A 26262-nucleotide genomic window follows, 5' to 3' on the forward strand; every position below is an offset into this window, starting at 1 on the left:
AAACCTTCATCAGCGGACGTTATGTCGCGAACAGCATCGCATCGTCGGCGAACGCCTTGAACTCTAGAGCGTTTCCGCTTGGATCATAAAAGAACATCGTCGCCTGTTCGCCGGGCTGCCCCACAAAGCGGATGTGCGGCGCAATACCGAAACGTGTACCCGCCGTCTGCAGCCGATCGGCAAGTGCCTGCCAGTCCGCCATGGTCAGCACCACGCCGAAATGCGGCACCGGCACGTCATGGCCGTCGACCGGGTTCGCCACCGTCACCGCCTTCGCGGCAGGATCGAGATGTGCGACGATCTGGTGGCCGAACAGGTCGAAGTCGATCCATGTGTCGGCGCTGCGCCCCTCCGCGCAACCGAGCGTATCGCCGTAAAATCCACGCGCGGCGGCAAGATCGTGGACCGGGAAGGCGAGGTGGAACGGACGCGGCATGACGGTACGATAGCGCGGATCGGCGTGTTCGTCACCCGCGTTACGCAGGCTTGTCCGCGCATCGTACCTTCCGCATAGCCGCAGCTTGGGGCGCCCGCCTCATGTGCTGCCGGGACGAAGGAAAACGTATCGTGACCAACGCCATCGTCACTCGCCGACCGGCGCTTCCGGCTTTGCTGCTCGGTGCGCTTTCGGTGCTGGGGTTCGCGCCGTGGGGCTGGTGGCCGGTGACGCTCGCCTGCTTCGCCGCGTGGTTGTGGCTGGTGCAACAGGCACCGACGGTCCGCGCGGCGCTGTGGCGCGGCTGGCTGTTCGGGCTGGCCCACTTCACATTCGGCAACATGTGGATCGCGCAAGCGTTCACCTATCAGGATGCGATGCCGCACTGGCTCGGCCCGCTCGCGCCGTTGCTGCTGTCACTGTACCTGGCGATCTATCCGATGCTGGCGGCGGCCGCGGCGTGGCGGTTTCGCCGGCGCGAGATCGACGCAGGGTTTGTGTTGATCTTCGCCGCCGCCTGGATCGCAGCCGAGTATCTGCGCGGCACCCTTCTGACCGGCTATCCGTGGAATCCGCTCGCCGAGATCTGGCTGCCGCTGCCCGGCGTGTCCGCGCTGCTGGCGTATGTCGGGACCTATGCGCTGTCGGGCGTTTCGATCCTCGCGGCGGGCGCGCTCACGTTGCTGGCCACGCGCCGCTGGCGGTTCGCGGCGGGTACGCTGGCGGCGTTGGCGCTGGCCGCGTTGAGCGTCATCGTGATGCCGACGACGCCGGTCGCCCCTGCCCGCAACGCCCCGCGCGTCCGCATCGTCCAGCCCGATCTCGATCAGGAACAGCGCCCGCGTGACGATTACCCGGAAACCAACCTGCGCGCGCTGCAAAACCTTGGTGGCAAGCCCGGCCCCGCCCCGCGCCTGATCCTGTGGCCGGAAGGGGCGCTGCGCTTCTACGTGGAGGATGGCTATCCGCCGCAATACTACTTCCGTGGCGCACCGTTCCTGGTGCGCTCCGGCATCGCCGCGACGCTCGGGCCGGACGATATCGTGCTGAGCGGCGGCAACGGCCTGCAATTCGACGCGGCCGGCAACCTGAAAAGCGCCACCAACTCTGTCTATGCGATCGACGCGCGTGCGTCGCTGTTGGGGCGCTACGACAAGGCGCATCTGGTGCCTTGGGGCGAGTATCTCCCCGCCCGTCCGCTGATGTCGGCGATCGGTCTGTCGCGGCTGGTGCCGGGCGATCTCGACTTCGCGCCCGGCGCGGGGCCGCGCACGATGACGCTGCCCGGCTTTGGCAAGGTGGGCTTCCAGATCTGCTACGAGATCATCTTTTCCGGCAAGGTCGTCGATCCGAAGCTCCGCCCGGACTTCCTCTTCAACCCCTCGAACGACAGTTGGTACAGCCGCTCCGGCCCCGAACAGAACCTCGCACAAGGGCGCATGCGTGCGATCGAGGAAGGGCTGCCGGTGCTGCGCGCCACGCCGACTGGCGTCTCCGCCGCGATCGACGCGCGCGGTCGTGTGCTGGCGTCGATCCCGTGGAACACGCGCGGCGCGGTCGAACTGCCGCTGCCCGCGCCGCTGCCGCCGACGCTGTTCGCACGCGCTGGCAACTGGCTGGCGATGCTGGTCGCGGGCGCGATGCTGTTGTTGGCCGTTGCGTTCCGCTTGGCGCGCCGTTAGGGCATATAAGGAAAGCTTTATATGCGCCGTTCCGCCGTGCGGGGCCGCGCCAGCAAAGGTGAAGATATGCGCGCTTCGTTCCTGTTCACCTCCGAGTCGGTCTCGGAAGGGCATCCCGACAAGGTCGCCGACCAGATCAGCGACACCGTGGTCGATCTGTTCCTCGGCAAGGACCCCTATGCGCGCATCGCCTGCGAGACGCTGACCACCACCAACCTCGTCGTGCTCGCCGGGGAAATCCGCTGCAAGGGCGTGTACGAGAACGGCGCCTGGGCCGACGGCGCGCTTGCCGAGATCGAGGCGGCGGTGCGCCAGACCGTCAAGGAAATCGGCTACGAACAGTCGGGCTTCCACTGGGACAAGTTCGCGTTCCACAACAACCTGCACGGCCAGTCGGCGGAAATCGCGATGGGCGTGGACGAAGGCGCCAACAAGGACGAGGGTGCCGGCGACCAGGGCATCATGTTCGGTTACGCGACCGACGAGACGCCCGGCCTGATGCCCGCCACGCTGTACTACAGCCACAAGATCCTCGAGCGGATGGCTGCCGATCGCCACTCGGGCGCCGCGCCCTTCCTCGAGCCCGACGCCAAGAGCCAGGTGACGCTCGCCTATGAGAACGAGAAGCCGGTGCGCGCCACCGCGCTGGTCGTCTCGACGCAGCACGCGCCGGGCTATTGCCTGCAGGGCGACAATGCCGATCCTGCCAAGTACGAGGAACTGCGCAGCTACGTCACCGGCGTGCTGACCGAGACGCTGCCCGAGGGTTTCATCACCGACGAGACCGCGATCTACATCAACCCGACCGGCGCGTTTGAAATCGGCGGGCCGGACGGCGACGCGGGCGTCACCGGGCGGAAAATCATCGTCGACACCTACGGCGGTGCGGCTCCGCACGGCGGCGGCGCCTTCTCGGGCAAGGACCCGACCAAGGTCGATCGCTCCGCCGCCTACGTCTCGCGCTACCTCGCCAAGAACGTCGTCGCCGCCGGCCTCGCCAAGCGCTGCACGATCCAGCTGTCCTACGCGATCGGCATCGCCGAGCCGCTGTCGGTCTATGTCGACCTGCATGGCACCGGCACCGTGCCGGAAGCGAAGATCGAGGAAGTCCTGCCCCAGCTCGTCCGGCTGACGCCGAAGGGCATCCGCGAACACCTCAAGCTCAATGCGCCGATCTACAAGCGCACCGCCGCCTATGGCCACTTCGGTCGCGAGCCGGATGCGGACGGCTTCACCTGGGAAAAGACCGATCTGGTCGACGCGCTGAAGGCAGCGGTGGCGTAAAGCCCCTTCCCTTCGCGTAAACTTGCATTAGCCTCCCGGAACATCGCTTCCGGGGGGCTTTTTCATGCGCATCATCTTGGCTTTTCTTCTGGCGGGCGTGGTACTGCCCGTCACCGCCGCCGCGCAGACGCAGCCCCCACCCCTCGCGATCGCCGCAGACAAGCCGTACCGGCACGAACCGACCAGCCTTGTCATCCCGACGACGCTCGATGGCCTCAAGCGCTTCGACGCGCGCGCGTTCGCGCCCGATCATCTCGACGAAGCCTTCAACTTCGGCACATCGAATTCGAGCGAGGACATCACCGTCTTCATCTTCCGCAACGTCACCGGATCGGTGCCGGTGTGGTTCGACCGCACCGCCCGCGTAGTCGCAGCCCGCGCCGCCTACGGCGGAGTGACCATCGCCAAGCCACCGGTCGCCTTTGCGCCGCCGGGGCAGAGCGCGGCGAGCGGACTGATCGCAAGCTATCGTCCGGTGAAGGGTCCGTACCGCAGCACCGCGCTCGCCTATCTGCCGCTCGGGCCGGGCTGGTACGTCGAGTTGCGCTATTCCTCGACCACGATCGGCGCGGAGGAGATCGACGCGCGGCTGCGCGGTGCGATCGCCGCGCTTGGCTGGCCGCGCAAGATCACGCCGCAACCCGCCGCCGTGCCGATCGCGGATTGCGCGACGACGCTCACCTTCAGCGGCAAGGCCAATGCGGTGAAGGGTGACAACGCGCTGGCATCGAGCCTGTTCGCCGGCCTGTTTGGCGCCAGCCGTGACGTAAAGCCGCGCAAGGATGCGCCGGTGGAGCCGGCGCGGGCGTGGTGCCGCGATACCGGCCATTATGCCGGACTGGAGCAGCACGGCGTCTACCGCCCCGTCGGCAGCATGGATTCGTACCTGATCGCCCTCAACGATGCCGGGCGCGGCATCTGGGTCGGCCCGGATTCGCTGGCGGCACTGCTCGCCAGCGACAAGGGTGCGAACGCCGCGACCTGGGCGATCGCACTGGACGATGTCGCTACCGTCACCGCCTATCCGGCTCGCGACCGGTTGCCGTCGCCGGACCAGGCGTTCGAAATCGTCCGGCACGAACCCTATGCGTCTAAAACCGGCACATGGGGCAAGAAACGCACGGTGCAGGTCAACAGCGGCAGCATCAAGTAACCCGCGCGGGTTCAGCCATGCTGATCGGACTTCGCGCCACGGCGGTCGAGCCTGCGCTGGCGGCGCTCTTCCTTTCTCTGCTTCAGCGCCTCCTTGGTCATTTCGCCACGCACCTGCCCGTGCGCGAGCAGCGCGAAGATGCCGGCCCCGCCGATCAGGTTGCCGACGATCGCCGGCAGGATCAGCCCGAAGACGGTGCGCAGGCCATCCGCATGCCCTGAGAAGAACAACAGGAACGCCTCGCACGAGCCGACCACCGAGTGCGAGAAACCACAGATCGCCACCACCCACGTCACCGCGAAGATGACGAGGAAGGACTGCTCGCGTGCGTTAGGCAGCGTCCACGCCAGTATGGCGATCAGGAACCCGGCCGGCACGGCGTTGATCAGCGTCGCGAACGGCGCATGATCGAGGATCGGCAGCGACACCGCGATCATCGCATCGTGCGCACCGGCCGACCCGAGGCCACCAAAGGCGATCGTCGCCGCGCCGATCGCGGTGCCGATCATGTTTGCACTCAATACGACCCCCCACAGCCGCAGCGTGCGCAGCAAGGATTCGCGCGTGGGATCGCTGACTAGCGGTAGAACCGCGGTGATCGTGCTTTCGGTGAACAATTGCATCCGACCGAGGATGACGATCAGGAAACCGATCGGATAGCCGAGCGCTGTGACCAGCTCGCGCCACGGCGTGTCGGGAAGGTGCTGATGCAACACGCCTTCGGTCAGCAACGACGTGTTGATCGCCACCCCCGCTGCGATGCCCGACCAGAACAGCGACGCCAGTGGACGGCGAAGCTCCTCCTCGCCCTCCTCCCTGATCGCGCGGTGCAGTTCCTTTGCATTCGCCGATTTGAGATCGTCGACATCGCCTGTCTCGTCCGCCAAAGCCCCGTCCTTATCGTTGGTCGAAAGCGCAACGGCTGGACAGCCGATTGTCTCCAAAGCGGGTGACGGCGCCGCGGCGCTTCGCTATCGCCCCAGCCACCATGACCGAGCCGACCATGAACGACCCCGCCACGATCCGCCGCCTTTACGGCCGCCGCCAGGGGCACAAGCTGCGCCAGGGCCAGTCCGCGTTGGTCGAGGATCTGTTGCCGCGCGTGAGCGTACCTGAGACGGAGCCGCTCGACGCGGCGACCCTGTTCGGCGCGGATCGCCCGCTTGAACTGGAGATCGGCTTCGGCGCGGGCGAGCATCTCGCCGGCCAGGCGGCGATGCGGCCCGATCACGGCTTCATCGGCTGCGAGCCGTTCCTGAACGGTGTGGTCGGCGCACTCAACCACATTCGCGACGGTGCGCTGGAAAACGTACGCCTGCACATGGGCGACGCGCTGGAGGTGGTCGAGCGGTTGCCGGACGCGAGCCTCGATCGGCTATATCTGCTCCATCCCGATCCGTGGCGGAAAGCGCGACACGCCAAGCGGCGCATGGTCAATCACGGCCCGCTCGACCTGATCGCCGCAAAACTGAAGCCTGGCGCCGAGTTCCGGCTCGGTACCGACGACCCGACCTATTGCCGCTGGTCGATGATGGTGATGAACCAGCGCCGCGATTTCACCTGGCTGGCAGGCAGCGCGCGCGACTTCCTGGAACGTCCTGCCGACTGGCCCGAGACACGGTACGAGCGCAAGGCACGGCGGCAGGGACACGAGGTGTGGTACTTCCGCTACCGCCGCGTGTGAGGCGCAGCACGTAGCGGCGGCGCGCGCCCTAGAAGTTCGACCAGTCGCCGTGGTCGGCCTTGCTCGCGGCGAGTGAGGCCAGCACCGCGCGGGTACCCCGCGCCACCCCAGGGCGCGTGCGCCGGACGGGCGCTGCGGTTTCCGCGGCACCTGAACCCGGCGATGCGGCACCGATCTGAAAGCGGCTCGCATTTTCCGCCAGCGTCGCGATTTCGGTGGTAAGGTTGCGTGCGGCGGCCGAGGTCTGCTCGACCATTGCGGCATTCTGCTGCGTCGATTCGTCCATGCTGCCGACCGCGCTGTTGACCTGGGTGATGGCGCTCGCCTGCGCATCGTTGTCGCTGGCGATCTGCCTGGCGAGGTGTGCCGCCTCTTCACCCGAGGCGGCGATCACGCAAAAGGCGGTTTCCACCTTCTGCACCGCATCGACCGCGTCGCCGATCTCCTTTTGCGTGGCGCTGAGCTGGTTGCGGGCACGCTTCGATTCCTCTTCCGCGCGCATCGCCAGCGCCGAAACCAGATCGGCGACCACCGCGAAGCCCAGACCCGCATCGCCGGCGCGGCCGGCCTCAACCGTGGCGTTCATCGCCAGCACGCGCGTCTGGAAGGCGATCTTGTCGAGCCCCTCGATCACATCGTCGATACCCTTGGCGCATTCGCTGACACGGTGCATCGCGTGCACGGCGATATCGGTGCGGGCGCGCCCCTCGGTCACCGCCGTCATCGCCTGCATCTGCGTGTCGACCGACCTGGTCGCCGCCTCGGCCGTCGCCTTCAGGCGCGTATCGATTTCCTGCACCGCAGCGGCGGTCTGTTCCAGGCTGGCGGCATTGCCCTCGGTACGGCGGGCGAGATCCTCCGACGCCATCGCGATCTCCTGCGAACCGACGCGGATGTTGTCGGTACTGGCGGTGACCGTACCGAGAAGATCACGAAGGTTCGCCAGCGCTTCGTTGAAGCTGGTCTTCAGCGCCGCATAGGCGGGCGGATAATCCTCGGTGATGTCGGCGGTCAGGTCGCCCCGCGACAGGCGCCCGAAATTGTCGGACATGCCGCGCACGATCGCCGCATGCTTCTCGGCCTCGCGGTTGAGCGACACCTGCTCCTGCGCCGCTGCGCGGAATGCGAACATCGCCTTGGTCAGCCGGCCGACGCAGTCATGATAATCGGTATAGGCGATCGGGCTTTCGAGATCACCAGCCGCAAGACCCTCCATGCGCACCACAGTAGCGACATAGGGCCGCGAGATCGCGTCACGGTAGAGATAAGACAGCACGAGCGCGACACCGCCCGCGCCGAGTACCATGCCAAAGGCGGTCATCTTCGGCAGCAGCAGCACCGCGCATGCGCTCGCCGCGAACAAGCCGATGAAGCTGCCGAACGCTATCAACAGTTTGAGCCGGATCGGCGCATTGGATTCGAACCAGTTCATCGACTTTCCCTGTGCTTGACGAAACAGACGCCCCATCCGGAAAGGGGTGCTCACAAGACATTATAGGATAGCCGCGCGCGAATGGTTTACGGTCGGAGGAAATCGTCCGTTACAGCTTGAGGAGGACGATCGGCAAAACGGTGCCGAGCGCGAGCGCAACCAATGAACCGGTACGGTAAGTGCGCAGGTTTAGAGCGATCACCATGCCGATCACCGTCGACGCGAACAGCCCGATCGCCATCAGCACGGTGAGGATCTTGAGCGGCAGCGGCGACGGGCCGGTCTGGGGCGGCCGCGCCGGCTTGGGGCGGGCGTCCTGATGGTCGTCGTGGCGGTCATCATGGCGAGCGTTGTCGCGCGGCGCGGACTGGTTTTTGTGGATCGCGCCGACCCACACCATCCACGTCGGCGGCGTGCCACCCCAGCCACGCGGTTCGTTGAGGCGGAAGGTCTGCAACGCGCCGCTCAACGCGAACAGCAGGATCATCGGCGCGAAGAACATGCCGATATACAAATGGATCTGGCGGAGCCGCCGAGTGGTTCGCGCTTTCATGATGGCGAGACTGGCGTGCGCCGTTCCGCCTTGCAAGCCCGCTTGCGTATCGGCGACGTGGATCCCACAAGGACGCATGCACGCGATCCCGCACGCCTTGCCGCCCGTCAACACGATCGCGCAGGCGATCCAGCTTTCGCTGTCGCCGATCTTCATGCTGGCGGGCATCGGCGCGCTGCTGAACGTGCTGGCCGGCAGGCTGTCGCGCGTGATCGATCGCGCGCGCGATCTGGAGGCGCGGCACACACGTTCGGACGGGCAGGAACTCGGCCGCTACGTGCGCGAACTGCGCCTGCTCGACAAGCGCATGACCGTCATCAACCGCGCCCTGACGCTGACCGTCGCGAGCGCGGTGATGACATGCACGGTGGTCGCGATCCTATTCGTGGCGGTGCTGTTCAAGCTGCACATGGGCACGGTGGTGGCGCTGTCGTTCATCCTAGCGATGGTGCTGCTGATCGCGGGGCTTTTCTCGTTTCTGGTCGAAGTGCACATCTCAATGACGGCGTTCCGCGTCCGGCCCGAACTATTGGAGGACGGCACGCGGATCATGCCTTAGTCGCGCGCGGCGACCTCGGTCTTGGTGTCGGACTTTGCGCAGATCGGCGCGGCGGTCATGTGCGGGGTCTTGCCGGACAGGTGCAGCGGCGCGCTGGCGCAGCTACGCTTGATCGGATGGTAGCTGACCAGCGGCGTGGTCTTGCCGGCGGGCGCCCAGCGCATCTGGTGCGTGTCCGAAAGCGACTGCGCGGCGGCAGGAGCGGCGGCAAGCGCCAGCGGCAGGGCGAGCAGCGCGAATTTGCTAAGCATCGGGAGGCCTTTCGTGATAATCGATGCTCTTCAAATATGTCCCCCGCGTTGCCCGCGATGGTCCTGATTGTGAGGAAACATGGCCGGGCCTGTACGCGGCAGTTGCCGCCGCATTACAAATCATTGCTCCTCGCCACGGTGCCGCTGCTACCCGCGGCACAGGCGTTGATCGCGCGGGCCGGCAGGCCTAGGTTCGTGGCCATGTCATGGTACCCCCGAGCGGCCGCATGAGCGAGCCGAACATCATCCTCGTCGAAGACGATCCGCCGCTGCGTACGCTGACCGCACGGGCGCTGCGCGAGAACGGCTACACCGTCCACACCGCCGGCTCCGCACCGGAAATGTGGATCGCGTTCGACAATGTGGCCGCCGATCTGGTCATCCTCGACATCATGCTGCCCGGCACCAACGGGATCGACCTGTGCCGCCAGATCCGCCGCAAGAGCGACGTGCCGATCATCTTCATCAGCGCGCGCGGCAGCGAGGAGGATCGGGTGATGGGGCTCGAACTCGGCGCGGACGACTATCTGCCCAAGCCGTTCGGCACGCGCGAGCTGATCGCGCGGGTGCGCGCGGTGCTGCGGCGGCGATCGGGCGACGGGCTGGTCGGCGCGGAACGCCAGGACGAGGCGCATTTCGACGGCTGGACCGTGAACTTCCCCCGCCGCGAACTGCGCGCGGCGAGCGGCGCGACGGTCGAGCTGACCGGCGCCGAGTTCGATCTGCTCGCCACCTTCACCGCACAACCGCAGCGGGTAATCGCGCGCGAACGGCTGATCGAACTGTCGCGCACGCGGCTGGGCGACAGTTCGGATCGCAGCATCGACGTTCTGGTCAGCCGGTTGCGGCGAAAACTGTCGGCGACCGGACAGGAGGCGCCGATCGTCACCGTGCGCGGCATCGGATATATGCTGCGCGCAGGGGTGACGCGGTCCTGAACCTGCGGCGTCACGCCTCGCTCGGGCTGCTCGGGCGGCTGCTGCTGATCCTGCTGCTGACGATCGGCGTGGAGTTCGGCGCGAGCACGTTGCTGTACGAACGCGCCTCCGAACTGTCGCTGCGGGAGGACGAGGCGCACCGGCTGGCGGAGCATCTCGTCGTCTCGCGCAAGATCCTCAACGAATGGCCACAGGCGCAGCGCGATCGGATCGCGCGCGAGTTGCAGACCGATCGTTACCGGATTGGCTGGAGTGCGAACCAGCCCGACCATTCCGCCTTCCGCCCGCAACTCGGCAGCATGCAGGGTCAGATCGTCTCATGGGAGCCCGATCTCGCCCGATCGGCGCTGCGGTTGCGGCTGCCCGCGCTTCAGCAGGACGGATCGACCGTGCTCGGCGACCTGCGGCTTACCGATGGCAGCTGGATGACCTTTCAGATGCGCGACGTGACAAGCGCGTTCAACCCATCATACGACCGTATCCTGCGCGCACTGTTGCCGGCGATCCTGCTGGCGGTGCTGAGCACGTTGCTGATCCGGTCGACGCTGCGCCCGTTGCGGGTGCTGATCCGTGCATCGCGAGAGGTCGGCATCGGCCAGCGTGCGCCGATCGCGGAAGAAGGATCGGCCGAGATCCGCAGCCTGATCCACGCCTTCAACGAAATGCAGGATCGCATCCATGAACTGATCGAGGGCCGCACGCAGGCACTGGCGGCGGTCGGTCACGATCTGCGCACGCCGCTCGCGCGGCTGCAATTGCGGCTGGAGGGCGTGCGCGACGGCGAACTGCGCGCCGAACTCGGCGAGGACGTGGCGGAAATGAGCGAGATGCTCGGCTCGCTGCTCGCCTTCTTCGGCGGACAGAACGACCCGGAGAAGTCGGCACTGACCGATCTGGCCGTGCTGGTGGCAACCGCCGTCGACAATGCCGCGGATCGCGGGATGGATGCCACTTATGATGGCCCGGATCACCTCGAGATGCGTGTGCGGGCGTCGGCAATCCGGCGGGCGGTATCGAACCTGATCGAGAACGCGTTGCATTACGGCGACCGCGCGGTGGTTCGGATCGAATCCGACGATGCGGCGGTGCGCATCGTCGTCGAGGATGATGGGCCGGGCATACCGGAGGCACGGATGCGCGACGTACTCACCCCGTTCGTTCGGCTCGACGAGGCGCGTGCGCGCAATACCAAGGGAATGGGGCTTGGCCTGGCGATCGTCGCGAATGCGGTCGAGGCCGAGGGCGGCGCGCTTACGCTGACGAACCGCGCCGCGGGCGGGCTAGCGGCAACGATCGCGCTGCCGCTGCCGCGCTGACCGGCCTCGTCCCTGTACCTTCGCCGACGCGCGCAGGCTGAAATACCGGGTGACCAAAAGATGCGGCATGCCGGGACGTTCCCGCACAGGCGCTCAAGCAACACTTTGTCACCACGACGCTGCGGCGCGGCAAAGATCGGGCCGTACATGGAAGGCAAGGCGCACCGCATGTGCGCGCGTTCCAAAGGAGTTCGACCATGAACGAACTAATCGGCCGCGTCTTTGATTTCGAGAAGACGTATTTCCCACCCCAGAGCGACCTGTTCAGCAAGCTGATCCGCGACGGGCAAAGTCCCAAGGCGCTGATGATTTCCTGCGCGGATTCGCGCATCGTGCCCGAGCAGGTGCTTCAGGCCGCCCCGGGCGACCTGTTCGTATGTCGCAACGCGGGCAACATCGTGCCGCCATATGGCGAGATGCTCGGTGGCGTGTCGGCGACGGTCGAATATGCCGTGATGGCACTCGGCGTGCGCGACATCATCGTGTGCGGCCATTCCGACTGCGGCGCGATGAAGGCGGTCGCGAACCCGACGGGCCTGTCCGCCATGCCCAACGTGGCATCGTGGCTGAAGCACTCCGCAGCGGCGGAAAGCGTCGTGACGGGCGGCTATCACGACCTCACCCCGCACGAGCGCGTCCACGCGATCGCGCTCGAGAACGTCGTCGCGCAGATCGCGCATCTGCGCACGCACCCATCGGTCGCAGCCGGCATCGCGCGCGGCCAGATCTCGCTGCACGGCTGGCTGGTCGATATCCATGAAGGTCAGGTGCTCGGCCTCGACGGCACGACCGGGCAGTTCGTGCCGATGCGCGAAGGCTCGCCGCTGCCGGTGGCGCATCCCGCCAGCCAGCGTCTCGCCGCCAACTTCACTCTTCCCGAAGCCGCAGAGTGACACCCGCCGCCGCGCCCCGCCCGCAGGGCTGGATGGTCCGCGATTTCGCGGCCTCGATCGTGGTGTTCCTGGTGGCGATGCCGCTGTGCATGGGCATCGCCATCGCCTCGGGCGTACCGCCCGAGAAGGGGCTAGTCACCGGCATCATCGGCGGCCTCGTCGTCGGTCTGTTCGCCGGATCACCGTTACAGGTGAGCGGCCCGGCGGCGGGTCTCGCCGTCATCGTGTTCGAACTGGTGCGCGATCATGGCCTGTCCGCGCTCGGTCCGATCCTGGTGCTGGCGGGTGCGTTTCAGTTGGCGGCGGGCATCTTCAAGCTGGGTGGCTGGTTCCGTGCAATTTCGCCTGCGGTCGTGCACGGTATGCTCGCTGGTATCGGCGCGTTGATCGTGGTCGGGCAGTTTCACACCCTGTTCGACGCGAAGCCGCTGTCGAACGGCCTCGCAAACCTCGCCGCTGCCCCCGGTCGCGTGATGGGTCTCGACCCCACCAACATGACCTCGACCGAAGTGGCGCTCGGCATCGGCCTGCTCACTATCGCGCTGATGATCGGTTGGGAGAAGCTGCGCCCGGCGGCGCTTAAACTCGTTCCCGGCGCGCTGATCGGCGTGGTCGGCGCGACGCTGGTGGCGTGGCTCGCCAGCCTGGGCGTGGTGCGCGTGAGCGTGCCGGAATCGATCGCCGCCGCCGTCACGGTGCCCGGCGCGAGCTTCCTGTCGCCGCTAGCCGATCCGGCGCTGATTCTGTCGGCGGTGGCGATCGCGTTCATCGCCAGTGCCGAGACGTTGCTGTCGGCGGCGGCGGTCGACCGTATGCATGACGGCGTGCGCACCGACTATAACAAGGAACTGCGCGCGCAGGGCATCGGCAACCTGCTGTGCGGTGCCGCCGGCGCACTGCCGATGACCGGCGTAATCGTGCGCAGTTCGGCGAACGTACAGGCGGGCGCGACCTCGCGCTGGTCTGCGGTGCTGCACGGCGTGTGGATCCTCGGCTTCGTCGCGCTTCTGCCGTGGCTGCTGCGCGAAATCCCGATGGCGGCGCTTGGCGGCGTGCTGGTGGTGACGGGCGCACGGCTCATCAGCCTCAAGCATGTCACGCATCTGTTCAGCCACTACGGCGTGCTGCCGGCGCTGATCTGGGTGGCGACTTTCGTGCTGGTGGTGACGACGGATCTGCTTACCGGCGTGCTGGCCGGGATCGCGCTGTCGCTGGTCGAACTCGCCCCGCATGTCCGCCGCCTCAACCTCAAGGTGGCGACCGCGCATAACGATGAGCGCAGCCACGTCAGTCTTGATGGCGCGGCGACCTTCCTCAGCGTGCCCAAGCTCAACAAGACGCTGGACGCACTGCCCGAGGGCAAGCCGCTGACGCTGGAACTGCACAAGGTGCCGGCGATCGACCATAGCTGCGCCGAACTGCTGCGGGAGTGGCTCGGCCGCCAGCGCAAGCGTGGTGTCGACGTGACGCTGCTCGGCTCGCCCAAGCATCTGGAACGGCTTGCGGCGTAACGCCACCGGCCGCCCGCGCAACCGAACTGGGGGCGGCGATCCACACCGGGTCGTCGCCCCCAGACACGTTTCGTCACGAAGCGGCAATGCACCGGCCACGCCGCCCTGCGACAAGGCGGTTCTTGCGGCGGATGCCTGCCCCGGTCATTCGAGAGGCGGCACGATCGCAGGTGCAGGCGGGGACGTTCACCGATACAGGGGGAAGGTCTTCCAAATGAAATATGCAATCGCGCTCATCGCCGCTCTATGCGCGGCGACCCCGGCGCTCGCGCAGGAACAAGCGCCGCCAAAGCCGATCACCGTGTCCGGCAGCATCGCGCTGGTCAGCGACTATCGCTTTCGCGGCGTCTCGCAGAGCGACAAGAACGCCGCCGTGCAGGGCGGACTAACCGCTAGCCACGAGAGCGGTTTCTACGCCGCTTTGTGGGGATCGAACCTTGCCGGCTGGGGCACGTTCGGCGGCGCCAACATGGAACTCGACGTGATCGGCGGCTACAAGCGCAGCTTCGGCGGCACCACGGTCGACGTCGGGCTGACCTGGTACATGTACCCCGGCGGCGCTAGCAAGACCGACTTCGCCGAGCCTTACGTCAAGCTCAGCCACACCTTGGGTCCCGTGTCGGCGCTGGTCGGCGTGGCGTACGCGCCCGAACAACAGGCGCTCGGCAATTGGAGCAATACGCCCGAGAGCCGGATCGGCGACAAGGAAGACAATTTCTACGTGTGGGGCGACGCCAGCGCAGGCGTGCCCGGCACGGCACTGACCGTGAAGGGCCATGTCGGTTATTCGAGCGGCAACCCCGGCCTCGGGCCCAACGGCACCAGCGTTGCGCCGACCGGCGACTATGTCGATTACCTGGTCGGGGCGGATTACGTGATCGCGCCGGTCACGCTGGGCATCGCCTTCGTCGGCACCGACATCAGCCGTCGCGATTCGGCGTATCTGCTGCCCAACTTCGCCAGCACCAAGGATGGCCGCTCGATCGCGTCGGGCAAGGTGCTGTTCTCGGTCAGCGCCGGCTTCTGACGCGCACCCTTCCCCGGCAAGGCGCCGGGGAAGGACGTGGCAAGGGCTGCGCTACGCATCCACGCCGAGGTGCTGCCCCAGCACCTCGTCCATCGCGCGCGCGACGTTTTCCAGCGTATAGGGTTTTTGCACGACGGTACGGCCACGGTGGTCCATCGGCAGTTGCGCCTGCTCGCCATAGCCGGTCGCGAAGATGAACGGGATGCCGAGATCCAGCAGCCGGTCGGCCACCGGGAAGCTGTTGCGATCCCCGAGGTTGATATCGAGCATCGCCACCTGCGGACGATGCGCCTCGATCGCGTCCAGCGCGCCTTCCACAGTGGCGGCAGTCGCGACCGTATTCGCCCCCAGCCGCGTCGCGATGTCTTCCGCGTCGAGCGCGATGATGAGGCTGTCCTCGACCAGCAGCACGTCGTGCCCAGCGAGCATTTTGTGCGGCGCCGCCTGCGGGTGACCCATCGATAGGCGCGGAAAGCGGATTGCGGGCCCGGCCACGCTCTTGGCCTCCGACACGTGCCGTGCCGGGATGCGGAACTGCGCGGAAACGCCGTCCGCGTCATAGTCGATCTGCGCCGCGCCGCCGAGATCATACGGCACCGAACGGTCAATGATGGTCGTGCCGAAACCGCGGCGTGTCGGCGCCTGCACCGGCGGCCCACCGCTCTCCTGCCAGTGAATGACGAGATCCTGCTCGGCATTGCGCCGCCAACTGATCCGCACGCGACCCTCGGGCACCGACAGGCTGCCGTATTTGGTCGAATTGGTGACCAGCTCATGCAGCACCAGTGCCATCGTCGAATAGGCCTGCGGGTTGAGCAGCACCGGCACGCCATCGGACTCCACGCGGTCGCGTTCATCGACGAACGCCGCCGCCTCGGCGTCGATCAGCGCCTGCATCGGTGCCGGCCCCCAATGATCGTCGGTGATCTGGTTGTGCGCGCGCGCAAGCGCATGGATACGCCCATCGATGAGCTTGACGAACTCCTTGACCGGCTCCTCGGACGGCTGCGACTGCCGGATCAGCCCGCGGATCACGCCGAGGATGTTGCGAACGCGGTGGTTGAGCTCGGCAATGAGCAGTTCCTGCCGTGCATTCGCCTGCTGGCGCTCGGCCGATGCCTCGTCCGCGAGCCGCAGCACCACCTCGATCAGCGTCGCGCGAAGCGTCTCGGCGACGCGCAGTTCGGATGCGGTGAACGGACGCGAACGGCCCTCGACCAGTTCCTTCCATTCCTGGAAGCTTTCACGCGGGCTCAGCCGCGGGCCGTTCGGGCCATATTCGACCGGCTTGTGCGGATCGCCACCCCAGCGGACAGAGCGAACCAGTTCGGAGCGGAACAGCACCACGTAATCACGTGGGCTTCGCGAAATCGGTATCGCCAGCATCCCGGCCGCATCCGACGCGAAGCTCTCGGCACCGGGCACCAGCGCGGCAATATGGTCGGTCGCGAACACCTTGCCTGCCGCCGTGCCGTTCAGCGCGCGGATGATCTTGCGGAAATCCTCCAGCGGCGGCGTGGTGCCCGAAAATGCGTGATTGCCAGCGATCCACACACCGACGCCATCCGCCTGGATCGCATGGGTGAGGATGTCGCCGAGCCAGTCCGGGTCTTTCAGCAACGTCTCGTCGGAAGCGACCGCGCCGAGCAACTGGTCCGAGATATCGCGTGCACGGCGTTCGAAATCCACCGTCGCCTGCCGCTCGCGGCTTTCCAGCCGCATGGAGAACATCTGCGCGAACAGCTCGCTGACCGAACGGCGCTCGAACGACGGGCAACGCGGCGCGTAGTGATGGCAGGCGAATAGCCCCCACAATCGCCCCTCGACAATGATCGAGATCGACATCGACGCCTCGACGCCCATGTTCTTGAGATATTCGATGTGGATCGGCGACACCGATCGCAGCACCGACAGCGAGAGATCGAGCGGACGCCCCGCCTCGTCGCGCTGCGGCACGATCGCGACGGGCTCGGCGTTCACATCGGTGATGATGCGCAGCAGATTGCGCTTGTAGAGTTCGCGTGCCTGCTGGGGGATATCGCTGGCGGGATAGTGCAGGCCCAAGAACTTGCCGATCCCGGCCCGCACCGCCTCCGCCACCACCTCGCCCGAACCGTCGGCGGCGAAGCGGTACACCATGACTCGGTCGAAACCCACCAGCGCGCGGATCTGGCGCGCACCCTCGCGGTAGAACGCCGCCATGTCGTCGCACTGGTCGAGCCGCGCGATCATCGAGCGGACCATGCCGGTGGCGTCGCCGTGTTCGCTGGAGGCGGGCTCGGCCTCGATCACGATCTGTCCACCGGACAGGTGGATCGCCACGTCGAAGCATTTGCCGTCGTTGACGATCTCGCAATTGAACATCCGTTCGACCGAGTCGACACCCCGCAGCATCGCGGTCCGATTGCGCAGCGCGTGAATGACCTTCGCATCGAGCACATCCGCAAGCGGCTTGCCGATCAGGTAATCCGGTGCGAAACCGATGAAATCGGCGGTGTTGGCGGACGCGCGCGCGACCATCCAGTCGGCGGTTAGTGCGAGCAGGAAGCCGATCGGCTGAATCGCGCCGAGGATATGGATCGGCTCCCGGTCGCAGTTGGTCAGATCGACCTTTTCGAAATCGTTCAACGCAGGTCCGTCCTCAGATATCGACGCCCGCTGCTTTCAAACAGCAGGAACACGCGAGACGCCGATTCGATTGCCGACGCGATATCGCCGGCCGAAGTTAACGTATGTTCTAATATCCCTAGCAAGCTGCGCCAGCCGGCGGAATCACCTGGAGCAAGGAAGTCGCGCGGGAAGTGCGCCGGAACGCCCCGCGCCAGCAGCGCACCACCAAGCCGCGATCCCTCCAGCACGTAGACGCCGCCGAGCACTGCGGCAGCCCCGTCAAACGTCAGAGCCGACGTTTCGCGCGGCACCGCCAATCCGAGCGCGGCGAGGTCGGAGCGAAGCAATCCCGTCCTCCGCCGCGCCGCCCAGCCCGGCACCAGCGTCGCTGCGCCGGCGTGCTCCAACGCAGCCTCGACCGGCAGGTAAGCCCCGGCCTGTGCCTGCAGGAAACGACCATAGCCTTCGCGATCGGTCAGGTCGGCGTGCGAGAATACGGCGTCGACCCGGTCGTGATGCGCTGCCGTGGCTGCACGCAGCGCGCCACGCGCCTTGGAAGGGAGAGTCATCGCCGCACCATAAGGCGCATGGCGCATCAGGCAAGCGCCGGTGCTGCCCAGGCGAGACGCGCCTTGCGAGCGGCGCCGGGCAACCCCACGTGGCGATCAGGCCGCGGGCCGATCCCGGAACCGTGGCAGACGATGGGAACCGAAGCATGCCAAGCCTCTATGCCGTTACCGTGCCGATGTTCGTGCGTGGCCTGAAGAACCTCGACCATCTGCTCGCCAAGGCGATCGACTGCGGCGTGGATGAGGCTTCACTGGTGGAGGCGCGGCTGATCGCGGATATGCTGCCGCTCACCCGTCAGGTGCAGATCGCCTGCGACACTGCGAAGTTCGCGGCGATCCGCGTGGGTCAGTCCGCGCCGCTGGCGATGCCGGACGAGGAAAAGACGCTGTCGGAACTGCGTGCACGCATTACCAAGACGATAGGCTATCTGGAGGCCGTCGACCCCGCCGGATTCGAAGGTCGTGAGGACGCCGAGGTGATCCTCAAGCTGCCCGGCACCGAACTGACCTTCACTGGTGCAAGTTACGTCACCGATTTCGCGCTGCCGAACTTCTTCTTCCACCTTACCGTCGCATACAGCCTGTTGCGCATGAAGGGCGTCGGCATCGGCAAGATGGATTACCTCGCCGGCGGCAGCCACCCTGCCTGACGCGTTGGCGCGCGGTGCCGGTCACCGCGCGCGACCGTAAGCCGGCAGTGCGATTCGCCAGTGGATCGCCGCTGCACGGAGCGCGAAGCCGGCGATCGCCGCACTCGGCGCGGCAAAGTTGGGCGGCACCCCGAGCGCGACCAACGCAACGTGCGACCCCGCCGCCAGCGCGGCTGCCGTGACGTACAATTCCGGTCGCATCAGGATTGACGGCTCACCCGCGAGCACATCGCGGATGATGCCTCCGACGCACGCCGTGATGACGCCCATCAACGCGGCCGGGATCGGCGGTACTCCGAAGTCGAGCGCCTTGGCCGCACCGAACACGCCGTAAGCGGCCAATCCGATCGCATCGAGCCAGGCGAGCGCCGCGCCTTGCCACCATCGCACCGGCGTCCACCACACCAACAGCGCCACGCCGAGACATACGCCCGCAACCAGCGGATCGCGGACCCAGAACACCGGCACGCCGATCAGCAGATCGCGCACCGATCCGCCGCCAACGCCGGTGATGAGCGCGAAGAATGTCGCGGTGACGAGCGTCTGTCCGCGCCCGGTCGCGGCAAGCGCGCCGGTGATCGCGAATACCGCGATGCCGAACAGATCCAGCCACGGAAGGATCGGGCCAACCTGCCAGTGAAGAGCGAGCGCGGTGTGCATCGGCGCGGTGTAGCGCGGCATGGTGCGAAAATGAACGGCGGTGGTGGGACGCTGCGAACCGTGGCTGCGGGATGTGTTCGCCGGCGGCTCTGGACAGACCTGTTCTCTGGATCAGGCGAACATCTCAGGAGCGCAGCTGCCGATCGTCATGTCACAAACGAAAAGGCCGGAGCACAGGATACCCTGCACTCCGGCCAATCCGACTTCGTTCGGAACGCCCATCCCGGGCGGGCCTTCCGTGCCGTTCGAGCGCCGCTCAGATGTGGATCGGCTTGCCCTGCACCGCCATCGCCGCTTCCTTGATTGCTTCGGAATGCGTCGGATGCGCATGGCAGGTATAGGCAATGTCCTCGCTGGTCGCGCCGAATTCCATCGCCTGCGCGGCTTGCGCGATCATCGTGCCGCCGACGCTCGCGATGCACCACACGCCAAGCACACGGTCGCTCTTGGCATCGGCGATGATCTTTACGAAACCGTCCGGCTCGTGATTGGTCTTGGCGCGGCTGTTGCCGAGCATCGGGAACTTGCCGACCTTGATTTCGCTACCCGTTTCCCGCGCGGCTTCCTCGGTCAGGCCGACGCCGGCGATCTCGGGCCAGGTGTAAACCACGCTTGGGATCACGTCATGATTGACGATGCCGGTCCGGCCCGCGATATTGTCGGCTACAGCGATACCTTCGTCCTCGGCCTTATGCGCGAGCATCGGGCCGGGCACCACGTCGCCGATCGCCCAGATACCGGCGACCGACGTCTTGAAACTGTGATCGATCTCGATCTGGCCACGCTGATTGGTGGCGAGGCCGGCCTTCTCGAGCGCGAGGCCATCGGTGTTGGGCCGACGACCGATCGACACCAGCACCACGTCCGCCTCGATCGTCTCGGGCGCGCCACCTGCGGCCGGCTCGACCGTCAGCGTCGCCTTGTCGCCGTTGACCGCAACCGCTGTGACCTTGGTGGACAGCTTGAACTCGAGACCCTGCTTCTTGAAGATCTTGTTCGACTCCTTGCGCACATCGCCATCGAAGCCGGGCAGGATCTGGTCGAGATACTCGACCACCGTCACCTTCGCGCCGAGCCGGCGCCACACGCTGCCGAGTTCGAGGCCAATCACACCGCCGCCGATCACGACGAGGTGCTCCGGCACGCGGGCGAGTTCAAGCGCACCGGTGGAATCGACAATAACCTTCTGGTCGATCGTCACGCCGGGCAGCGCCGTGACCGACGATCCGGTCGCGATAACGATATCCTTGGCGGTAACGGCCTGTTCACCGACCTGAACGGTATGCGCATCGACAAAAGCGCCGCGCCCCTTCAGCCACGTCACCTTGTTCTTCTTGAACAGATATTCGATGCCGCCGGTAAGCTGCTTCACCGCATCCTGGCGCTGCGCATGCATGGTCGGCAGGTCGAGCTCGGGTGTCACCTTGATGCCCATCTTCGCCATCGCGCCGTTCGCCGCCGCGTCGAAATATTCCGATGCATGCAGCATCGCCTTGGACGGGATGCAGCCGACGTTGAGGCAGGTGCCGCCCAGCGTCTCGCGGCTCTCGACGCACGCGGTACGCAGCCCGAGCTGTGCCGCGCGAATCGCCGCGACATAGCCGCCGGGGCCGGAACCGATCACCAGAACGTCATAGTCGTATTCAGCCATTTCAATCTCCGCTCCCGGGCTTTCGCCGGGGCCCAGTTGTCAGGCAATATCTGGTGATCGCCCGGTCAAATTACATCCGCCACGCCGCGTCACCGCGACGTAGCGAAAAGGATCACAGGTCGATCAGGATGCGCGTCGGATCTTCGATCGCGTTCTTCAGCGCGACGAGGAAGGTCACCGCCTCGCGGCCGTCGATCAGGCGGTGATCGTAGCTGAGCGCAAGGTACATCATCGGGCGCACCACGACCTGCCCGTTCACCACCACCGGCCGCTCGTCGATGCGGTGCAGGCCGAGCACGGCGGCCTGCGGCGGGTTGATGATCGGGGTCGACATCAGCGAGCCGAACACGCCGCCGTTCGAGATGGTGAAGGTGCCGCCCTTCATCTCGTCCATCTTGAGCGTGCCGTCCTTGGCGCGCTTGCCGAAATCGCCGATCGTCTTCTCGATCGTCGCGACCGACATTTGATCGGCATCGCGAATCACCGGCACGACCAAGCCGCCCGGCGACGACACCGCCACCGAGATATCGGCGTAATCGTGATAGACGATCTCATCGCCCTCGATGGAGGCGTTGACGCTGGGGATATCCTTCAGCGCCATCGTCGCGGCCTTCACGAAGAAGCCCATGAAGCCGAGCCGGACGCCGTGCTTCTTCTCGAACAGGTCCTTGTACTTGGCGCGCGCCTCGATCACCGCCGTCATGTCGACGTCGTTGAAGGTGGTGAGCATCGCCGCGGTGTTCTGCGCATCCTTGAGGCGCTTGGCGATGGTCTGGCGCAGGCGCGTCATGCGGACGCGCTCTTCCTTGCGGCCCGTGGATGCGGCGACCGATGCCGCCACGGGTGCAGGCGCAGCGGCGGCGGCCGGCGGGGGCTTGGCGGCGAACACGTCATCCTTGGTAAGGCGGCCGTCCTTGCCGGTGCCCTGCACGGTCGACGGATCCACGCCGGTCTCCAGAACCGCGCGGCGCACCGAGGGCGACAGCGCGGCGGGCGCGTTGTTGGACGGGTTGGGGCTGGACTGCGCGGGCGCCTGTTGCCCGGCGGTTGCGGCAGGGGCCGATTGCGGCGCGGCGGCCGGCGCAGCAGCGGCGGCGCCGTCACCCGCCTCGATCGTCGCGATCATCGCGCCGACCTCGACCGTATCGCCGACCTTGACTGCCCACTCGCCCATTACGCCCGCAACCGGCGATGGCACTTCGACCGACACCTTGTCGGTCTCCAGGCTGGCGATCGGCTCGTCGGCCTTGACCGCCTCGCCCGGCTTCTTGAGCCACTCGCCAAGCGTTGCTTCAGTGATCGATTCGCCCAGAACGGGGACTTTGACTTCGGTTGCCATACTATCTTCCTCGTTCCCGGCGCCGCCGGGGGTCCATCTGCATCAATCGTACGCCACGCGCCGAACGGCGGCGCGGCGGTTCCGGTCAGTTCTTGCGTGTGCGGCGGATTTCACCACGTACGTTGTGCCCAAGCGCCTCAGCGACGAGCGCGCCCTGCTCGACCAGGTGGCGCTTCATCAAGCCCGTGGCGGGCGAAGCCGACGCCGCACGGCCCGCATAACGCGGACGCTGCGCGATGCCACCGGCGGCGACCAGACACTCCTCGATGAACGGCTCGACGAAGAACCACGCGCCGTTGTTCTTCGGCTCTTCCTGCGCCCACACCACCGTTTCGAGGTTCGGCATCGCCTTCAGCCGCGCGGTCAGCGCCTCGCTTGCGAACGGATAGATCTGCTCGACACGGACGATCGCGGTGTTCTTGTCGCCGGCGGCATCGCGCGCCTCGATCAGGTCGTACGCGACCTTGCCCGTGCACAGCACCAGCCGCGTCACATCCGCGTCCGCCGGTGCCGACGGATCGGACAGCAACCGGTGGAAGTGGCTGTCGCCGAGGAAGTCAGCGGTCTTCGAAACCGCGAGCTTGTGACGGAGCAGCGACTTGGGCGTGAACACCACCAGTGGTTTGCGGAACGGCCGGTGCATCTGCCGGCGCAGAAGATGATAGTAGTTGGCCGGCGTGGTGCAGTTCGCGATCTGGATATTGTCCTGCGCGCACAGTTGCAGGAACCGCTCCATCCGTGCCGAGCTATGCTCTGGCCCCTGCCCCTCGTACCCGTGCGGCAGCAGCATGACGAGACCGTTGGCGCGGAGCCACTTGCTCTCGCCAGAGGCTATGAACTGATCGATCATGATCTGCGCGCCGTTGGCAAAATCGCCGAACTGCGCTTCCCACAATACCAAGGTCTTCGGATCGGCGAGCGCATAGCCGTACTCGAAACCGAGCACACCATATTCGCTGAGCGGCGAATCGAGCACCTCGAAATTGCCATGCGGAATGGTCTCGAGTGGACGATACTTATGCTCGTCGGTCTGGTCGGTCCACACCGCGTGGCGCTGGCTGAACGTACCACGCCCGGAGTCCTGCCCGGACAGGCGCACGCCATATCCTTCCGACAACAGCGACCCGAACGCGAGCGCCTCGCCGGTCGCCCAGTCGAAGCCGGCACCGTTACGGAACATCTCGCGCTTGGCATCGATGACACGCGCCAGCGTCTTGTGAACGGTGAGGTCCTCAGGGATGGTCGTGAGCGTGCGACCAAGCGAATCGAACAGCTTCTGCTCGATACCGGTCTCGACGCTGCGCCGCGTGGTTTCCGCATCGACCGGGGCATGCAGGCCCGACCAGCGACCGGCGAACCAGTCCGCCTTGTTGGGCTTGTACGAAGCGCCCGCCTCGAACTCGCCTTCCAGCAGCGTGGTGAAGTCGTTCACCGCACCGTCGATCCAGGCGCGATCGACCACTTTCTGCTCGATCAGCTTGGAACCATAGATTTCGCTGACCGGCGGATGCTGGCGGATCTGCGCGTACATCAGCGGCTGCGTGAAGCCCGGCTCGTCGCCCTCGTTATGACCGAAGCGGCGATAGCACCACATGTCGATCACCACGTCGCGGTGGAACTGCTGACGGAACTCGATCGCCATCTTGGTGGCGAAGGTCACCGCCTCGGGATCGTCACCGTTGACGTGGAAGATCGGCGCCTGCACGCCCTTCGCCACATCGCTCGGGTACGGGGAGGAGCGCGCATATTGCGGGCTGGTGGTGAAGCCGATCTGGTTGTTGATGATGAAGTGCAGGCAACCACCCGTGTTGTAGCCGCGAATGCCGGAGAAGCCGAGGCACTCCCAAACGATGCCCTGCCCGGCGAACGCGGCGTCGCCGTGGATTAGCACCGGCAGCGATGCGGTGTGCGTTTCGAGATCACCCGCGATCGTCTGGATCGCGCGCGTCTTGCCGAGCACGACCGGGTCTTCGGCCTCGAGGTGCGACGGGTTGGCGACCAGCGACATATGCACGCTGATCCCGTCGAACTCACGGTCGGTAGAGGTGCCGAGGTGATATTTCACGTCGCCCGAGCCTGCCACATCGTCGGGATTATCCGACCCGCCGCCGAATTCGTGGAAGATCACGCGGAACGGCTTCGCCATCACGTTCGACAGCACGTTCAGACGGCCGCGATGCGCCATGCCGAACACGAGTTCCCGCACGCCGAGCGCGCCGCCATATTTGATGACGCTTTCCAGCGCCGGGATCATGCTTTCGCCGCCGTCCAGCCCGAAACGCTTGGTGCCGACGTACTTCTTGCCGCAGAACCGCTCCCACTGCTCGGCTTCGATCACCTTGTTGAGGATCGCCTTCTTGCCGACGTCGGTGAACTCGATCGCCTTGTCCTGACCTTCCATGCGGTCCTGCAGGAAGCGACGCTCCTCGACATCGGCGATGTGCATGTATTCTAGGCCGACGTTCCCGCAGTAATTGGCGCGCAACGTCGCGACGATGTCGCGCACGGTCGCCCATTCCAGGCCAAGCGTGCCGCCCATATAGACCTTGCGGTCGAGGTCGGCGCCCGAGAAGCCGTGATATTCCGGGGTCAGATCGGCGGGCAGCTCGCGCTTGGAGAGACCGAGCGGGTCGAGCGTCGCGGCGAGATGACCGCGCACGCGGTAGGTGCGAACCAGCAGCATCGCACGGATCGAATCAGCGGCGGCGCGAACGATGTCGGCTTCCGAAGCCGGCGCGGCCGGTGCCGCAGCAGGCCTAGCACCGCCCTTGGCAGGCTTGGGCGCGGGCTCCATCTGGGTGGGGTCGAGCGCCGCGGTAAGGTCGTCGGTGCTGGCGAGCGGCCAGTTCGAGCGTTCCCAGCTCGGGCTCTGCGCGGCGCCGTCGAGACCCTCGAACAGGCCGCGCCATGCCGGCTCGACGCTTTCGGGGGAGGTCTTGTACCGCGCGTAAAGCGAATCGATAAATGCGGGGCTTACGCCGGCTGCAATGTCACCGAAATCCTGGCCTTCGAAGCCCATCGGACTATCCTTCATTCCGCCGGCGGAGGGCCGGAGCCGTCAACACATATAAGCACGCCTGCCACGCCCCGCACCGTGGCCGCCCCGACGATCCCGCCGGGGCGACATGCCTTAACCCTTCAGAACCGAAACCAGCGTCTCGCCGAGCAGCGAGGGGCTGTCGGCGACCTTGATGCCGGCCGCTTCCATCGCCGCGATCTTGTCCTCGGCGCCGCCCTGGCCGCCCGAGACGATCGCACCGGCATGGCCCATGCGACGACCCGGAGGCGCGGTGCGGCCCGCGATGAAGCCGGCCATCGGCTTCTTGCGGCCACGCTTGGCCTCGTCACGCAGGAACTGTGCCGCCTCTTCTTCCGCCGAACCGCCGATCTCGCCGATCATGATGATCGACTGGGTGGCGTCATCGGCGAGGAACAGTTCCAGCACGTCGATGAAGTTGGTGCCGTTGACCGGATCGCCGCCAATGCCGACAGCCGTGGTCTGGCCAAGGCCTGCGTTAGTGGTCTGGAACACCGCCTCATAGGTGAGCGTGCCCGAGCGCGATACGACGCCGACCGAACCCTTGGAGAAGATGTTGCCCGGCATGATGCCGATCTTGCACTCGTTCGGGGTCAGCACGCCGGGGCAGTTCGGCCCGATCAGCCGCGACTTCGAACCCGACAGCGCGCGCTTCACCTTGACCATGTCAAGCACCGGGATGCCCTCGGTGATGCAGACGATCAGTGGGATCTCGGCGTCGATCGCCTCCAGGATCGAATCGGCGGCGAAGGGCGGCGGCACGTAGATGACCGAGGCATCAGCGCCGGTCTTGGTCTTGGCTTCCAGCACGGTATTGAACACCGGCAGGTCGAGATGGGTGGTGCCGCCCTTGCCCGGCGTTACGCCACCGACCATCTGCGTGCCGTAAGCAAGCGCGGTCTGCGTGTGGAAGCTGCCGGTCTCACCGGTCATGCCCTGAGTGATGACCTTGGTGTTCTTGTCGACGAGAATGCTCATGCGGCACGGTTCCTTGTGTCGAGGCAGTTAGACGCGGGCGCTGCGACCC

General features: G+C 66.2%; 23 protein-coding genes. 11 read left to right on the forward strand and 12 right to left on the reverse strand.

Annotated elements, in window-relative coordinates; genetic code table 11:
- Nucleotides 1-19: 19 nt before the first annotated feature.
- Nucleotides 20-436, reverse strand: coding sequence for a VOC family protein (locus L8F97_RS06345; RefSeq protein ID WP_242147656.1), 417 nt, complete (start codon nucleotides 434-436; stop codon nucleotides 20-22).
- A gap of 131 nt (nucleotides 437-567) precedes the next feature.
- Here L8F97_RS06345 and lnt point away from each other — a divergent pair, with 131 nt between their 5' ends.
- The 3 genes from lnt to L8F97_RS06360 all read left to right on the forward strand — a co-directional run bounded on the left by lnt (nucleotide 568) and on the right by L8F97_RS06360 (nucleotide 4555).
- On the forward strand, nucleotides 568-2118 hold the full coding sequence (lnt, locus tag L8F97_RS06350; RefSeq protein WP_242147659.1) for an apolipoprotein N-acyltransferase: 1551 nt from the start codon (nucleotides 568-570) through the stop codon (nucleotides 2116-2118).
- Nucleotides 2119-2184: 66 nt separating this feature from the next.
- Nucleotides 2185-3402, forward strand: coding sequence for a methionine adenosyltransferase (metK, locus tag L8F97_RS06355; RefSeq protein WP_242148264.1), 1218 nt, complete (start codon nucleotides 2185-2187; stop codon nucleotides 3400-3402).
- Between the two features lie 64 nt (nucleotides 3403-3466).
- On the forward strand, nucleotides 3467-4555 hold the full coding sequence (locus tag L8F97_RS06360; protein WP_242147661.1) for a hypothetical protein: 1089 nt from the start codon (nucleotides 3467-3469) through the stop codon (nucleotides 4553-4555).
- A gap of 11 nt (nucleotides 4556-4566) precedes the next feature.
- On the opposite strand, the gene L8F97_RS06365 is transcribed toward L8F97_RS06360, so the two are convergent.
- A complete protein-coding gene (locus L8F97_RS06365; protein ID WP_242147663.1) occupies nucleotides 4567-5442 on the reverse strand; it encodes a formate/nitrite transporter family protein in 876 nt (291 codons plus the stop codon).
- Between the two features lie 116 nt (nucleotides 5443-5558).
- Here L8F97_RS06365 and trmB point away from each other — a divergent pair, with 116 nt between their 5' ends.
- The gene (gene trmB, locus L8F97_RS06370; RefSeq protein ID WP_242147665.1) at nucleotides 5559-6239 is read left to right on the forward strand and encodes a tRNA (guanosine(46)-N7)-methyltransferase TrmB; all 681 of its coding nucleotides are present in this window, start codon (nucleotides 5559-5561) and stop codon (nucleotides 6237-6239) included.
- A 28-nt stretch (nucleotides 6240-6267) separates the two neighbouring features.
- Here trmB and L8F97_RS06375 read toward each other — a convergent pair whose 3' ends face one another.
- A complete protein-coding gene (locus tag L8F97_RS06375; protein ID WP_242147667.1) occupies nucleotides 6268-7671 on the reverse strand; it encodes a methyl-accepting chemotaxis protein in 1404 nt (467 codons plus the stop codon).
- Between the two features lie 109 nt (nucleotides 7672-7780).
- On the reverse strand, nucleotides 7781-8302 hold the full coding sequence (locus L8F97_RS06380) for a hypothetical protein (RefSeq protein WP_242147669.1): 522 nt from the start codon (nucleotides 8300-8302) through the stop codon (nucleotides 7781-7783).
- Between L8F97_RS06380 and L8F97_RS06385 the strand changes: the two genes are divergently transcribed.
- Nucleotides 8301-8783 carry a DUF2721 domain-containing protein gene (locus tag L8F97_RS06385; protein WP_242147671.1) on the forward strand — a complete coding sequence of 161 codons (483 nt, stop codon included), beginning with the start codon at nucleotides 8301-8303 and terminating at the stop codon, nucleotides 8781-8783. The two genes, L8F97_RS06380 and L8F97_RS06385, sit on opposite strands and share 2 nt — an antisense overlap.
- On the opposite strand, the gene L8F97_RS06390 is transcribed toward L8F97_RS06385, so the two are convergent.
- Nucleotides 8780-9034: a hypothetical protein gene (locus tag L8F97_RS06390; protein WP_242147673.1), complete on the reverse strand. Its 255-nt coding sequence runs from the start codon at nucleotides 9032-9034 to the stop codon at nucleotides 8780-8782. The genes L8F97_RS06385 and L8F97_RS06390 overlap by 4 nt on opposite strands.
- Nucleotides 9035-9261: 227 nt before the next feature.
- Between L8F97_RS06390 and L8F97_RS06395 the strand changes: the two genes are divergently transcribed.
- The 5 genes from L8F97_RS06395 (at nucleotide 9262) to L8F97_RS06415 (ending at nucleotide 14719) form a co-directional block, all read left to right on the forward strand.
- Nucleotides 9262-9972, forward strand: a complete 711-nt coding sequence (locus L8F97_RS06395; protein WP_242147675.1) for a response regulator transcription factor — start codon at nucleotides 9262-9264, stop codon at nucleotides 9970-9972.
- Nucleotides 9973-9974: 2 nt separating this feature from the next.
- Nucleotides 9975-11288 carry an ATP-binding protein gene (locus tag L8F97_RS06400; protein WP_242148266.1) on the forward strand — a complete coding sequence of 438 codons (1314 nt, stop codon included), beginning with the start codon at nucleotides 9975-9977 and terminating at the stop codon, nucleotides 11286-11288.
- A gap of 197 nt (nucleotides 11289-11485) precedes the next feature.
- Nucleotides 11486-12181, forward strand: coding sequence for a carbonic anhydrase (locus L8F97_RS06405; protein ID WP_242147677.1), 696 nt, complete (start codon nucleotides 11486-11488; stop codon nucleotides 12179-12181).
- A 32-nt stretch (nucleotides 12182-12213) separates the two neighbouring features.
- Nucleotides 12214-13692 carry a SulP family inorganic anion transporter gene (locus L8F97_RS06410; RefSeq protein WP_242148268.1) on the forward strand — a complete coding sequence of 493 codons (1479 nt, stop codon included), beginning with the start codon at nucleotides 12214-12216 and terminating at the stop codon, nucleotides 13690-13692.
- Nucleotides 13693-13906: 214 nt separating this feature from the next.
- Complete coding sequence (locus L8F97_RS06415) at nucleotides 13907-14719, forward strand: TorF family putative porin (RefSeq protein ID WP_242147679.1); 813 nt, start codon at nucleotides 13907-13909, stop codon at nucleotides 14717-14719.
- A 51-nt stretch (nucleotides 14720-14770) separates the two neighbouring features.
- On the opposite strand, the gene L8F97_RS06420 is transcribed toward L8F97_RS06415, so the two are convergent.
- The gene (locus tag L8F97_RS06420) at nucleotides 14771-17347 is read right to left on the reverse strand and encodes an HWE histidine kinase domain-containing protein (protein ID WP_242147681.1); all 2577 of its coding nucleotides are present in this window, start codon (nucleotides 17345-17347) and stop codon (nucleotides 14771-14773) included.
- Complete coding sequence (locus L8F97_RS06425; RefSeq protein WP_242147683.1) at nucleotides 17344-17898, reverse strand: biliverdin-producing heme oxygenase; 555 nt, start codon at nucleotides 17896-17898, stop codon at nucleotides 17344-17346. The genes L8F97_RS06420 and L8F97_RS06425 overlap by 4 nt, the downstream gene beginning before the upstream one ends.
- 146 nt (nucleotides 17899-18044) lie before the next feature.
- Here L8F97_RS06425 and L8F97_RS06430 point away from each other — a divergent pair, with 146 nt between their 5' ends.
- On the forward strand, nucleotides 18045-18548 hold the full coding sequence (locus tag L8F97_RS06430; RefSeq protein ID WP_242147685.1) for a DUF1993 domain-containing protein: 504 nt from the start codon (nucleotides 18045-18047) through the stop codon (nucleotides 18546-18548).
- Between the two features lie 21 nt (nucleotides 18549-18569).
- Here the strand turns inward: L8F97_RS06430 and L8F97_RS06435 are convergent, their stop codons facing one another.
- The 5 genes from L8F97_RS06435 to sucD all read right to left on the reverse strand — a co-directional run bounded on the left by L8F97_RS06435 (nucleotide 18570) and on the right by sucD (nucleotide 26213).
- Entirely contained in the window at nucleotides 18570-19208 is a 639-nt protein-coding gene (locus tag L8F97_RS06435) for a trimeric intracellular cation channel family protein (RefSeq protein ID WP_242148270.1), read from the reverse strand.
- 256 nt (nucleotides 19209-19464) lie between these two features.
- Nucleotides 19465-20859: a dihydrolipoyl dehydrogenase gene (gene lpdA, locus L8F97_RS06440; RefSeq protein ID WP_242147687.1), complete on the reverse strand. Its 1395-nt coding sequence runs from the start codon at nucleotides 20857-20859 to the stop codon at nucleotides 19465-19467.
- A gap of 112 nt (nucleotides 20860-20971) precedes the next feature.
- A complete protein-coding gene (odhB, locus tag L8F97_RS06445) occupies nucleotides 20972-22198 on the reverse strand; it encodes a 2-oxoglutarate dehydrogenase complex dihydrolipoyllysine-residue succinyltransferase (protein ID WP_242147689.1) in 1227 nt (408 codons plus the stop codon).
- Between the two features lie 85 nt (nucleotides 22199-22283).
- Nucleotides 22284-25217 carry a 2-oxoglutarate dehydrogenase E1 component gene (locus L8F97_RS06450; protein ID WP_242147691.1) on the reverse strand — a complete coding sequence of 978 codons (2934 nt, stop codon included), beginning with the start codon at nucleotides 25215-25217 and terminating at the stop codon, nucleotides 22284-22286.
- Between the two features lie 111 nt (nucleotides 25218-25328).
- Nucleotides 25329-26213 carry a succinate--CoA ligase subunit alpha gene (sucD, locus tag L8F97_RS06455; RefSeq protein WP_242147693.1) on the reverse strand — a complete coding sequence of 295 codons (885 nt, stop codon included), beginning with the start codon at nucleotides 26211-26213 and terminating at the stop codon, nucleotides 25329-25331.
- Nucleotides 26214-26262: the final 49 nt, after the last annotated feature.

The sequence above is a fragment of the Sphingomonas sp. BAUL-RG-20F-R05-02 genome (assembly GCF_022662305.1).
Taxonomy (GTDB): Bacteria; Pseudomonadota; Alphaproteobacteria; order Sphingomonadales; family Sphingomonadaceae; genus Sphingomonas.